We start from the raw sequence: 13,038 nt of genomic DNA on the forward strand, positions 1-13,038 counted from the left end.
TTCATAACTCCGGTGGATGATGGCCCGGAGGTAAGGAAGGGGAGCATTTTATTACGATTGAAAAGTAGACACAAAAGAATCTTCTTATTGTATAAATTGCATGATTAGGTGCGTTTGTTACTCATCAGGACTGTGAAGCAGAGACTGTTTTAGGCACTGAGGCAAACGGGAAATACTCTTTTGCATTGTTGTAGGCGATGCCCTGTACGCTCTGACCGAGCAGCTCCATATCCTGCGGTGCCTCCCCTTGTTCGGCCCATTCACCGATGAGGTTGCAGACGAGACGACGGAAATACTCATGCCGGGTGTAGGACAGGAAGCTGCGTGAATCGGTCAGCATGCCAACAAAACGGCTGAGCAGACCAACATTCGCCAGGGCTTTCATCTGAGCGAGCATGCCATCCTTCGTATCATTGAACCACCAGGCGGCACCAAGCTGGATTTTGCCCGGAATACCCCCGCCCTGGAAGCTGCCGATGATCGCCGCGAGCACTTCGTTGTCCCTTGGATTCAGAGAATACAGAATCGTTTTGGGCAGTGCTTGTTGCTGCTCCAACGCGTCGAGCAATCCAATCATCGCTGCGGAAAGCGGCGTATCATTCACGGCATCGTAACCAGTATCCGGCCCAAGTTTGGCAAACATCCGTGTGTTGTTGTTACGGGCTGCATTAATGTGGAACTGCATCACCCAGCCCCGATCTGCATACAGTTTGCCAAGGAACGTCAGCGTTACCGTCTTGTATTTGTCCTCTTCCTCACGAGTTACCTTCTGACCCGCAAGTACCTTTGCAAAGATGGCAGCTGCTTCTTCGCGTGTAGCCACGCCGTAAGGAACATAATCAAGTGCATGGTCAGAGACTCTGCCGCCGACGGAATGGAAAAATTCCACACGTGACTCCAGCGCAGCAAGGAAAGATTCATAATCTGAAATGGCAGTGCCAGATGCCTGCGACAGCTTGCCCACCCATTCCACGAAGGTATCCCGGTTCAATTCCAAGCCTTTATCCGGGCGGAAAGAAGGTAATACCGCCGTATCAAAGCCTTCGATTTCCTGAATTTTCAGATGATACTCCAGAGAATCCGTTGGATCATCGGTTGTGCACACAACAGTGACATTGGATTTGGTAATCAGATCGCGTGCACCGAATCCGTCACTGTTCAGTTTAGCATTTACTTTTTCCCAGATGGCCGGTGCGCTTGTCTCATTCAATACTTCGTAGACGCCGAAATATCGCTGTAATTCCAGATGAGACCAGGCGTACAGTGGATTACCAATCATCATCGGTACCGTTTTGGCATAAGCCATGAAACGATCGTAATCGGTTACTCCCTCGCCGCCGGTCACATATTGCTCTTCAATTCCGTTTGCGCGCATGAGCCGCCACTTATAGTGATCACCGTATAACCAAGCCTCTGTAAGATTGCCAAAGGTTTTGTTCTCGTAGATCTCCTGAGGACTGAGGTGGCAATGATAATCAATAATCGGCATGTCTTTGGCATAATCCTCATATAACTTGATCGCCGTTTCATTGTGCAGCAAAAATTGTTCATCCAGAAAAGATTTCATTCGCCTCGCACGCTCCCTTTAGGTGAGTTTACGTTCATATGGGTTCACTTCCCATCTTTACGCTACACTGTTTATCATCAAAGTTCAATATAAAATGATAGCGTTATCAAAAAAGGTTGATTTAGGCATATATTCGGGAACAAGGTATACTGGATTTAACGCAAGGATGCTGATCTGAAGATCACACAAGGAGATGAAATGAATTGAAAATCACTTTTCTCGGCACTGGAGATATGTTCAGCGTGGAGCAGCACCACAATAGTATGTTGGCTGAATTCGGAGACACGCATCTGGTCATTGATTTTCCAGAATCAAATGCCAAAGCACTTAAGGAATATGGATTCGCCATGACCGATATCCACAACGTGTTCATTACGCATCTACATGAAGATCATATTAATGGTGTACAGATGCTAGGTTATTACGCACAGATCGTAGGCGACCGCAAACCCCGTCTGTTCATCCACGAACAATTGGTAGATCCGCTCTGGAACATTCTATCCCCCGGCATGCGCTACACAACGGATGGTGAACGTACCATGAGCGATTACTACGATGTCGTTCCCCTGCCAGATGGAGGCACATTCGAACTGGGAGGCGTGACGTTTGAGACGTTTCGGACACAGCATGTTCCCGGTATGGTCAGCAATGGGCTACTCGCCAAGCCTTACTTCTATTACAGTGCTGACAGTACACTCGACCAGGAACGGGTGGAGCAAGTTGCCGCTGATGTGCAGCTGATTTTCCATGAATGTCATATGCACGATCTGGTCATCAAGTCACACACTTCACTGAACGATTTGGAACAACTGCCTGCCGAAGTGAGACAGAAAACTGTACTAATGCATTATCATGACGAGTACGCGGATGCGGACAAACGGAAACAATTCAACCGCGAGTATGATCTGCGGATGGTTGGCACGTTGGAATCATTTGAACTGGAGTAGGTAAAACCACAAACCCGAAAAGCCTGGAGCATTTTCAATGGAACGAAGTGAGTTCAATCGAATGTGGGATACGATGAATCAGTATTTTGAAAAGTAATAACCTTACTATCTCAAATAGATAACCGGCAGCGTCTACTCAGATTCCTCATACGGAACTGGTGGATGCTGCCTTTCTATTAATCTAATCTCTCTCCAATGACTTCATATACTCAATCGTCCTTGGAGACGGCTCGGCCTGAGCATGAAAATAATCTTCCGTTCGCTGATCATTTGGGCCATAGGAAATTTTGATATACATATCTGCATAACGCTGGAGGATATTGCTGTCGATCTCCGCCTTTGGTTTCAAGACATAACTTCTGCTCAGACTCAAACCAAGCGGTTCCTTGTCAGACTCTAAACTAATCTCGTGTGTATTGCTCACATTGGAATGAAATAACGCTCCGGCATCTATTCGATTTATCATGTTGGGATCGAGGGTGAAGGACTGAATGACATTAACCATGGGCACCCGAGCCTCATTCACCAAAATCTCATAAGTAATCCGATCAACTCCGGATTCATGACTCACATCCACCGTTGCTGTCAAATTATAATCATCTGGCGAGTTCATCAGAAAAGACTCAAGGTTCTTCGTAACCCGCTCATTCAAATCTCTTCGCTCCGAATTCAACGTATACTCATCGGTTCGCTTCGGTTCACCCGCTGGCCCCTGGTTTGGTCCCAAACTGCAAGCCCCCAGACACACGGCTATTACACATAGGTACATGACTAACGGGAAGAAACGGTTCATCTCTCTTTTGGGACTCATGCCGCCCCTCCTCTTCTCCAATCTTCTGCAAAGAATATCGCTTATTACGTTCTCTCATTTTGTTTTCTAACACTCCATATTTGGATTATTGTACCATGTATTAAGATGTGGGACCGAACTGTTTCTTTCTCATTTCATGTTTTTACTTGTAGCAGTCATTCGTTTGCGTATGGCGGCGACACTTAGCCCACGTTAAGCTAACGAATCTGAGAGACCTTATTCGGCTGAAATCCGAGTTACCAGTATTCTAACGAATCTCAAACGCGTTAATCAGGTGATGTTGCTCCAATTGGCGCTATTTCATTCGTTTTTGAGAGTAATAAGGTTACTGAGATTCGTTAGAATTCCAATAACGCTAATTCAGTGCAAATAAGGTGCCCTCGGTTCGTTAGGATGAAGTCTCACTTGCACCTAGAAAAATGCAAAAAAACCACCTGAACACAGGTATGCCCTCTCTCCTGTTCAGATGGTTTAACGATAACGATCTATCCTATATACTGTTTTCATATCCAATCGGTGTACCTTTTCTTATCCTGCCTGGCACATGCCGTTACTCAGCGTCAGCGCAGTCCTCATTCTGTTCAGGAAGGGCCCATAACGAGACGCCTCCACCGCACACATGGAAGGTGGCCCAGCCGTCTTCCTCAATGGTAATCTGATCATCACAGCTCTTCGTCAGATCCACCCAGACTTCACCAGCACGATGCTCTCCGATGAACATCCTCTTCTCACCGTCATCCCCGTTGGAGATGACCACTGCACAACCGGAACCTTCGATTTCCTCTACGCCACGACGTACCCAGCCAATCGTATTGGCGTGATCGAAGTAATCTTCCTGCTCTCCATACGCTTTGTTGCAACGGGCAGACAGCAGAATGTCCAGAATTTCTTTTTTGCCATCCACAGGTTCAGGACCACCAATGCCATAATAATCCCCGTAAAATACAACCGGATAACCATCGCGACGTAATAGCGTCAACGCATAGGCGCTTGGCTTAAACCAGTCTCCAATCCATGATTCCAACGCTTCATGAGGTTGGGAGTCATGGTTATCTACAAAAGTTACCGCATGGGTAGGATGTGTCTGAACCAAGGTATCATCAAAAATTTTGGAGAGATCAAAGTCTCTGCCTGCAAGCGAAGCCTCATGCAACTTGTAGTGAAGAGACACGTCAAACAGGTCGATCTGATAGTCTACCGTATCGAGGAATTCACGACATGCATCCAGGTTTGAATTCCAGAACTCGCCTACGATGTAGAAATCCTGACCGCGTTTGCGGATCATCTCTGCTGCGAATTCCTTAATGAATTCATGGTTGATATGCTTAATCGCATCCAGCCGGAACCCACCACACTGGAGGGTATCGATCAACCATTTCCCCCAATCGATCATCTCGCGCCGAACATCCGGGTGGTTATAATCTATATTGGCGAACATCAGATAGTCATAGTTACCAAACTCATCATCGACATTCTCATTCCATTTTTTATTCTCTCCTGCGATGCGGAATACACCTGTTCGTTCTCCCTTGGCATCAAAGTCCGTGCCGTTGAAGTGTTCAGAGTTCCATTTAAAAGAGGAGTATTGATCCCCGCGACCCGGGAATGTAAATTTGGTCCAGCCCTCAATCTCAAACGGCTCAGAAATTTCCTTCGTTCGATCATTGGGATCAACCTCGATCACTTTGAACACTTCCGTCTCATCTGCTCCGGCCTTGTGATTCATAACCAGATCCACATAGACGGCAATGCCGTTCTTCTGACACTCAGCAATGGCCTCCACCAGTTCCTGCTTGGTGCCATATTTGGTCCGTACGGTACCCTTTTGATCAAATTCGCCCAGATCGTACAGATCATATACACCATAACCTGTATCTTCTGCTGACACTGCCTTGGTTACGGGTGGCACCCATACCGAGTCAATGCCTTTGGCTTTCAGTTCCGGGGCCATTTCAGCCAGTCGCTTCCAATGATCTCCGTCTGCAGCCAGGTGCCATTCAAAAAACTGCATCATGGTATGATTTCTCTTCATTATAACCGACCTCCTTGATTGCTATCGAAGCGGACCGCGGAACGGATAGGGTAATCGCCGTTGTTCGTTCGTTGCTAACCAAGTTATAACCCTTTCACCCTACCCTTCAATCATATAAAGGAAAGAAAATCAAAAAATATATGCTGTATAAGCTTAACAAAGATTATTTACACTGACACTACGATGACAGAATAACCTTCCAATCGCTGTTATCCCCAGATTTTTTGATTCCCTTTTTCGAAGGGGAAAATCCGAGGATAGCTTAAGCTTCCGATGCAGCTTTCTTTCAGAAAGCTTTTAGGCGAACGCTTCGCTTTTTCAGGTTTTTTCTGTCCTCTCCGTTATCGTGTAAATGATTAGTTCAACTTATATACATGCATCATTTCATTCATAGTTCTTTCATCAAATTCGTTTATAGTCCCGCCACTCCTCGGGCAGCAGGGAACGATACGGTTCTTGGATAAAACGATCATCGACCAGCACCAGCACACCCCTGTCTTCTTCTGTCCGAATCAGCCGTCCACCCGCCTGCAGCACCTTATTCATACCGGGGAAAATATAGGCATAATTGAATCCGTTGCGTCCTGTCCGATCATAGTAATCACGTAATACGTTGTTCTCCAGACCAATCTGCGGCAGCCCCGCACCTACCACAACCACGCCATTCAAGCGGTCTCCCGGCAGATCGACACCCTCCGAGAATACGCCACCCATGACGGCAAATACCAAGCGTGTTCGTTCAGGATTCGGCTGAAATCCATCCAAAAACTGCTCCCGTTCCAGTTCGTTCATGCCTTGCTTTTGTATGACCGTATCCGCTTCACTTGGAAGCTGTGCATAGGTTTCGTATATCTCCCGCATATAAGGATAAGAAGGGAAGAAGACCATTAAATTGCTGCGCGGCCACTCACTTACTAGCTGTTGCAGCATCTCCGCAATGGGGCGCCGGGACTGTTCCCTGTCCTTATAACGCACGGATAAGGGCAGGAGTCTCACATCCAATTGTTCACGCTGAAACGGCGATGGAATCTGCAATGTATAATCCTCTTCCTCTGCACCCAGCATATCCCGATAATAGCGAAGGGGTGACAATGTGGCCGAAAAATGAATGAGGGAGCGGAATCCTTTGGCCGTCTGACGAAGCAGTACCGAAGGATCGAGACAAAATAACTTCACTCTCACTTCACTTCGAACACACTCTGCATACGTAATAAAACGTTCATCATACAGCTTGGCAATACGCAGGAAATTCTGTGCCGTGAAGTAGGCATCCAACAGCAGCTGATCCGTCTCGGCATTCCCTGAACCACCTTCAACAAGACATTGCTCCGCAACCATGACAAAAGGTTCCAGTCGTTCAATCAGTTCCTCCGGTGCTTCCTGCTGGATGATCTTTCCTTCTTCTCCACCGTTTTTCCGAAGGGTAATCAGATACTTATCAATGGCCCCGGTGTAGTCAACAATGGCTTTGGCAGCAGGCACACTGCTGTCCAGCGACTGGAACTCTCTTTTCACATCCAGAAATACTGCCTTCTCCAGCTCAGCGGAAAACATCATTCGGCCACGATCAACCAGATTATGTGCCTCGTCCACCAATAACACCGTCTTGCGTTTCTGCTCCTCCAACATTCTTTTCAGAGAGATCCTCGGATCGAAAATATAGTTATAATCGCAGATCACCGCATCGGCTGCATACGCCGCATCCAGTGAAAACTCAAACGGACACACCCGATGTTTGCGCGCATACCGCTCGATGACCGGACGTGTCATCAACGTCTCATGTTCCAGCATGTCCAGCACGGCCCCGTTAATACGGTCATAATATCCTTCACACATGCCGCATTGCCCCGTATCACAAGCTTCCTCTTCTTTAAAACATATCTTGTCCTTCGCGGTCAGACTAATCACATGCATCTTCAATCCTTCCGATTGCATCCGGGCAAAAGCTTCTTCTGCCGCCACCCGTGTCGTCGTCCTCGCGGTCAGATAGAACAATCGGCTCGCTTCGCCTTCGCCAATCGCTTTGACCGTGGGGAACAGTACGGACATCGTTTTACCAATGCCTGTTGGTGCTTTGGCCATCAATCCCTGACCCTCACGGATTGTTTTGTAAACGGCTCCTGCCAGCTTTCGCTGTCCCTCCCTGTATTTGCGAAAAGGAAACGGCAGCTCTTTCACACTGATATCACGCTTTTCTTCATATGCAGCGATCATCTCTGCATATGGCGCATAACCGGCAATCACTTCTGCCGCAAACTGCTCCAGTTCCTCTCGTTCTGCCATTCGGCGGAATCGTCTTTCTTCATGAGTTACCGAATGCACGTACGTCAGCTGCACTTGCATGCGTGGTTCATCTTGCTGAACGGCGTACATGTAGGCATACATCATGGCCTGCGCCCAATGCACGGGAAGCCCCTCACCCAGATCATCCAGATTGCCCGCAGTTGATTTGATCTCATCCACTGTCAACTGACCCTCCAACCGGATCAGGCCATCACATCGTCCCTCCACCACATAGGTCAGATCCCCATGTTGAATCTCAGCTTCGAGCACAATCTCTTTTAAATCCTCTTCCGTGTACTCCTTCTGTACCCGCTGATGAATTCGAGTTCCCTCCTGCATCGAGGCATTGGTCCTGAACCCTGGACGTATGCTGCCACTGCGGTACACATACTCCACCAAAGGTCTAACCGATATCCGAATTGTTGTTGTCATACGATCACCCGTTCTGTTTGTAGTGACTATACTTTATCATGAAAAGACGTACTCAAACCAGTTGATCCGCCGATTGGACTCGCACAATCCCATATGCTATCTTGAAATAGAATGTACTTAATAAGGAGGCCGCTTCTATGTATATCTATTTGGTTCCTTCACCGATTCCGGATGCACTTGCTGCATACCCGCATCTGACTTTGCGAAGCGAAGAGCACGTGCGTCTGGCTATTGAATCCGCAGAACGCCTGATGAATATTGAGTCTGATGATAAAGTAGCGGCATATGAAGCTTTTGATGCCGCAGGCTCCTGGACTGGCGGTGGTTACGCTGTTCTCAACAATATCCCTGTCACAGAGGATGGTCGGAACGATTTTGAAGAACGGTTTAAGAACCGTGCCCGCAAGGTAGAAGACGAGCCTGGCTTTGTTGGTATTCGTGTGCTTCGTCCTCTGAAGGATGACACATATGTCGTACTTACACTCTGGCAGTCGGAGGAACATTTCAAAGGCTGGCAGGAATCCCAAGCTTATAGTCACGCTCACCGTAACCGCAGTACTAGCGAAGGGCTGACCGCACAGAAGCCTACCATGTTCCCCAGACCTTCTTACGTCACAACGTACACTATAGAATAACGAAATTGGGTCGCATCTGGCTTTTATCGCAGTAGCCCATGTTTTTTCAAACCTCTTCCTGCATGGGAGAGGTTTTTTGCCGTCAATTATAGAAGGCTCTCATTTTTGACACAGCCATGCTGAGATAGGATAATACTTGTTAAATGAAACTTCGGAAGGGAAGGCGGTACCTTGTCACGCAGTTCACTCACCCGATTTCTAAGCGGACCGTTTATATTCTTTACCATTATCATGATGATCAAAAGTTCACTGGCCTGGATTGTTATCTTTGATGACATCCCTGTCTGGAAACCACTGCTGACCGAATTGCCGCTCATCTGGATCGGCTTCTGTCTAATCGAGTGGTTTGCTGCCAAGCGGCGAATGTGGATATACCTTGCCATGAATTTGCTGCTCTCAGGGATTTTCTTTGCAGCCATCATGTACTACAAATACTATGGCGTAATCGTTAACTATCATGCGTTGGCACAGGTGAATCAGGTGACCTCGGTCAAGAGCAGCATGTTTTCTTTGCTTGACCCCTATTATTTGTTTATTTTTGTAGACGTTCTGATTATCGGGGGGATACTCATTCGTCGTCGGATCAAGCTCGGGAGTACAGAACGTCCGAACCGCATTCCGCTTGAACGACGTGCCAGAAGACGGGTTGCCTCGGTCATTCTGACCCTTTCCATGATCCTGTGCATGCTCAACATCTATCCCAATCGGGCCAGCATGAGTGAGCTTACACAAGCAGAACAGATGGGCATCCTCGGTTACGAGGCGTATACCATCCTGGATCGACCTGATAAACCTGTGCCCATTGCTCACATTGATCAGACTGACATCGACCGGCTGAAACAAACGACCGAATTTCCTGCAATTGTGGAGCAGGGTGCCGCGAGCGGACGCAACGTGATTATGCTCCAGTTGGAATCGTTTCAGAACTTTCTGATTGGATTAGAGGTAGATGGACAAGAGATTACGCCTAATCTGAATCAATTGGCTAGACAGAGCCTGTATTTTCCGAACTTCTATCAGCAAGTGGGACAGGGAAATACATCGGATGCAGAATTTGTTGTGAACACATCGTTCTACACCCCGCCGAACGGGGCAGCAACAACTGTATATGCGGATAAAGCTCTGCCGAGTCTACCCAAGCTGATGTCAGCAAACGGATATCAGACAGCTACATTTCATACAAATGATGTTCGTTTCTGGAATCGGGATCAGTTATACAAGGCACTTGGATTTGACCAGTATTATGATATTAATTATTTCGGCACACAGGACTCTATCGCCTTTTCGGCCTCGGATGAAGTACTATATTCCAAAACACTGGATAAGCTGGAATCCATGCAGTCTTCGGGCGATCCCTTCTATGCCCATATCATCTCCATGTCAGCCCACCACCCGTACACTTTGCCTAAAAACAAGGTGAAGCTGACGCTGCCAGAGCGTTACAAGGATACGTTGCCCGGTGATTATCTGATATCACAGCATTATGCGGATGAGGCAGTTGGACAGTTGATTGCTGGAATGAAAGAACGGGGATTATGGGAAAATAGCTTGTTCGTCTTGTACGGGGATCACCTTGGACTTCCCATCTACTCACTGGATCGGGATGACAAAGTCCTTATGAAAGAATTGTATGGTCGGGAATACACATCAGCAGATATGATTAATATTCCACTCATTATCTCGGCCCCGGGTGCTACTCCGGGTGTACAGCTGGAGCAGATCGGAGGCCAGGTGGACATTCTGCCAACGATTGCGGGACTCACCGGAGTATCGCTGAAGGACCAATTACACTTCGGACAGGATTTGTTGCATGAAGGTGGAAATCTCCTACCCGAACGATATTATCTTCCTTCCGGTTCCGTGCTAAACGATGCTTCTCTCTTCATACCGGCGAAAGGATACGGGGACGGAACACATTATTCCCTAGCTGATGCGGGCAGACAAGATGCCGAGCAACAGCAGACGGGTGTTCCTTCAGAAGAGATATCGAAGATTTCGGGAGATGAGGAATCTCCAGCTATAGCCACACCCAATTGGCAGTCTTCTTCACGGTTTATAACGAAGGAACAATATGATCGAGCATTGGATCTTGCACACTTGTCCAACAGTTATTTGAGCCAACTACCGGATCGAAAGGACGCGAACTAATTTTATTTTTCTAATATTCTAAAAAGAGCTTCATAGTGAATCACCAAATACTGAAGTTTCTTCAAGATTACACATCTATAACGTACATGATCAATCCTGCAAGGATGAACATGTGCGTTATTTGAATTACACACAATCGGCATTCAACCCTTTTCCATTTCAGAAGCTACAAGAGCTGATGGATCAATATTCTTTAAAATATTTCAGTAGTTCCGATTGGAAACTTTCAGCAGTAAAACTACGCTCTCGATTTTTATGAACAATCAGACCATGCGTAAAGCTTATTTTAGAAGTAAAAGGAAGAATTTTTAATCTACCCATCTTTAGTTCGTTTTTGATCGCTATTATAGGGACCAAGGCAAAACCTTTTCCACAGCATACAAGTTCCTTGATCATCTCAAGACTTGAAAGCTCTAACGCATCCTTAACCACAATCCCTTCATTCTTTAGAACATCTACAGCAGTCGTATGATACAAACAAGATGTGCCGTTACTGATAAACACCTCGTCATTTAAAATCTGCGCCCCTACACTTTCCACTTTCCGAACCAAATCCTCAGATGCAACAAAAACAATAGTCTCTTCCATAATCGGATAAAAGAGAATGTCATGTCGCTCAGGGTTTTGAGGAACAATGCCAAAATCCAGGGCATAATCCAGCACACTTTTTAGAATATCTTGATGCGCCCCTTGTTCAACACGTAAATTTACGCTTGGAAAGTTTCTCGTATATTCCTGTACAAATGGAAGCATGCGTGTAAGAAAAAAGGATTCCTGTAGTCTAATATTTATTGTTCCGCACGGCTCATTCATATCATTCATACTTTCTTTAAGGGATTCACTTAAGTGGACATACTGATAAGCATATTTGGAAAATACTTTTCCAGCTTCCGTAGGTTCCACCCCTCGTGGAAATCGATGAAACAACTTCTGTCCGCAGATCTTCTCCAGCTGTTGAATATGAGTTGTTACTGTGGACTGGACATAACCTAAGCGCTCCCCAGCTCGGCTGAAACTCTTCTCTTCAAGCAAAGCAATAAATGCCTGAAAAAAACGACCCTCTAAGGAATTTATCATATCTTTCACCCTTTTGTATTTCGATTTAAAATAGCTAGCATTCAATCTATTCGTTATTCAAATGAATAGTTTAATTATACAATAAAAACACGTCATCACCAGTTCTACAAGTAAGTAAGAGAAATAATATTGGACTTCTTAATGAATCCAGAAGGAGATGTAAAAAATGAAGATTAGTTATCAGCACCAGAAAGTTGGAGATGTCGAAGTTTTTTACCGTGAAGCCGGGCCTAAGGATGGCCAAGTTATTTTACTATTACACGGGTTTCCATCCTCTAGTCATATGTTTCGCGACCTTATTCCCAAACTCGCAGAACAATACCGTGTCATTGCCCCTGATCTTGCTGGGTTTGGTCGCACAACAACTCCACCGCGTAGTCAGTTTGACTTCACATTTGACAGCCTGTTTCGAGTTATTGAAGGTTTCACTGAAGCATTAGCTCTTAAGAAATATGTAATGTATGTGTTTGATTATGGGGCGCCTGTCGGTTATCGCTTGGCAGTGGCTCACCCGGAACAAGTTCAAGCCATTATTAGTCAGAATGGCAACGCATATGTCGAAGGGTTTAGTGACGCATGGGGACCTTGGGAGATGTATTGGCACTCTCCAACACCTGAAAATCGTGAAGCATGTCGTGATTCCTTAACCCCTGAAACTATCCGTAACTTTCAGTATCTTCATGGAACTGATGCTAGCCTTGTTTCACCAGACGGATATTCACTGGATATTGCCTACATGTCACGCCCGGAAGCTGAAGAAATCCAACTGGATTTAATCCTCGATTATAGAACAAACGTGGATCTTTATCCTGAATTTCAGACTTATTTCCGCAGTTATCAACCTCCTCTTCTAGCTGTATGGGGTAAAAATGATCCCGCCTTTCTTCCTGCTGGAGCTGTAGCTTATAAGCGTGATATCCCATCTGCAGAAGTGCATTTACTTGATACTGGGCATTTTGCTCTCGAAACACATGTGACAGAGATCCATGAGCTCATTCACCACTTCTTAAAGAAAATATTTTAAAACCAACTTACATTGGCTCAATCTCAACCTTGAACTAAATAGAAAAAACCCGTAGAAAGCAGGTCCAATAATGGCCTGTTCT

The 13,038-nt window shown here is 46.1% G+C and carries 9 protein-coding genes; 4 read left to right on the forward strand and 5 right to left on the reverse strand.

Translation table 11 applies throughout. The features are described 5' to 3' along the window. Positions 1–124 precede the first annotated feature (124 nt). Complete coding sequence (gene uxaC / locus MHI55_RS29240; protein ID WP_340387925.1) at positions 125–1,567, reverse strand: glucuronate isomerase; 1,443 nt, start codon at positions 1,565–1,567, stop codon at positions 125–127. 203 nt (positions 1,568–1,770) lie between these two features. Between uxaC and MHI55_RS29245 the strand changes: the two genes are divergently transcribed. Then, positions 1,771–2,514, forward strand: a complete 744-nt coding sequence (locus tag MHI55_RS29245) for an MBL fold metallo-hydrolase (RefSeq protein WP_076253718.1) — start codon at positions 1,771–1,773, stop codon at positions 2,512–2,514. A 181-nt stretch (positions 2,515–2,695) separates the two neighbouring features. On the opposite strand, the gene MHI55_RS29250 is transcribed toward MHI55_RS29245, so the two are convergent. From MHI55_RS29250 to MHI55_RS29260, 3 genes are all read right to left on the reverse strand, one after another. Next, positions 2,696–3,325: a hypothetical protein gene (locus tag MHI55_RS29250; RefSeq protein WP_143781307.1), complete on the reverse strand. Its 630-nt coding sequence runs from the start codon at positions 3,323–3,325 to the stop codon at positions 2,696–2,698. Positions 3,326–3,875: 550 nt separating this feature from the next. Next, entirely contained in the window at positions 3,876–5,357 is a 1,482-nt protein-coding gene (locus MHI55_RS29255; RefSeq protein WP_340387926.1) for an alpha-amylase, read from the reverse strand. A 402-nt stretch (positions 5,358–5,759) separates the two neighbouring features. Beyond that, positions 5,760–8,072 carry an ATP-dependent DNA helicase gene (locus MHI55_RS29260; protein ID WP_340387927.1) on the reverse strand — a complete coding sequence of 771 codons (2,313 nt, stop codon included), beginning with the start codon at positions 8,070–8,072 and terminating at the stop codon, positions 5,760–5,762. 137 nt (positions 8,073–8,209) lie between these two features. Between MHI55_RS29260 and MHI55_RS29265 the strand changes: the two genes are divergently transcribed. Then, the gene (locus MHI55_RS29265) at positions 8,210–8,707 is read left to right on the forward strand and encodes an antibiotic biosynthesis monooxygenase (protein ID WP_036612926.1); all 498 of its coding nucleotides are present in this window, start codon (positions 8,210–8,212) and stop codon (positions 8,705–8,707) included. A gap of 171 nt (positions 8,708–8,878) precedes the next feature. Then, on the forward strand, positions 8,879–10,855 hold the full coding sequence (locus tag MHI55_RS29270; protein ID WP_340387929.1) for an LTA synthase family protein: 1,977 nt from the start codon (positions 8,879–8,881) through the stop codon (positions 10,853–10,855). Between the two features lie 183 nt (positions 10,856–11,038). Here the strand turns inward: MHI55_RS29270 and MHI55_RS29275 are convergent, their stop codons facing one another. Next, positions 11,039–11,932 (reverse strand): LysR family transcriptional regulator, encoded by an 894-nt coding sequence (locus tag MHI55_RS29275; RefSeq protein ID WP_339190819.1) that lies wholly within the window; start codon positions 11,930–11,932, stop codon positions 11,039–11,041. Between the two features lie 166 nt (positions 11,933–12,098). On the opposite strand from MHI55_RS29275, the gene MHI55_RS29280 reads away from it, so the two are divergent. Continuing rightward, positions 12,099–12,956, forward strand: a complete 858-nt coding sequence (locus MHI55_RS29280) for an alpha/beta hydrolase (protein ID WP_339190817.1) — start codon at positions 12,099–12,101, stop codon at positions 12,954–12,956. Positions 12,957–13,038 lie beyond the last annotated feature (82 nt).

This window comes from Paenibacillus sp. FSL E2-0151, assembly GCF_037993015.1.
Classification (GTDB): Bacteria; Bacillota; Bacilli; order Paenibacillales; family Paenibacillaceae; genus Paenibacillus; species Paenibacillus amylolyticus.

What these genes read in the sequence shown, in the direction of transcription:
- MHI55_RS29250 (WP_143781307.1), bottom strand. Translation starts at nt 3,325, where the DNA reads ATGAGTCCCAAAAGAGAGATGAACCGTTTCTTCCCGTTAGTCATGTAC.
- MHI55_RS29260 (WP_340387927.1), bottom strand. Translation starts at nt 8,072, where the DNA reads ATGACAACAACAATTCGGATATCGGTTAGACCTTTGGTGGAGTATGTG.
- MHI55_RS29280 (WP_339190817.1), top strand. Translation starts at nt 12,099, where the DNA reads ATGAAGATTAGTTATCAGCACCAGAAAGTTGGAGATGTCGAAGTTTTT.
- MHI55_RS29265 (WP_036612926.1), top strand. Translation starts at nt 8,210, where the DNA reads ATGTATATCTATTTGGTTCCTTCACCGATTCCGGATGCACTTGCTGCA.
- MHI55_RS29275 (WP_339190819.1), bottom strand. Translation starts at nt 11,932, where the DNA reads ATGATAAATTCCTTAGAGGGTCGTTTTTTTCAGGCATTTATTGCTTTG.
- MHI55_RS29255 (WP_340387926.1), bottom strand. Translation starts at nt 5,357, where the DNA reads ATGAAGAGAAATCATACCATGATGCAGTTTTTTGAATGGCACCTGGCT.
- uxaC (WP_340387925.1), bottom strand. Translation starts at nt 1,567, where the DNA reads ATGAAATCTTTTCTGGATGAACAATTTTTGCTGCACAATGAAACGGCG.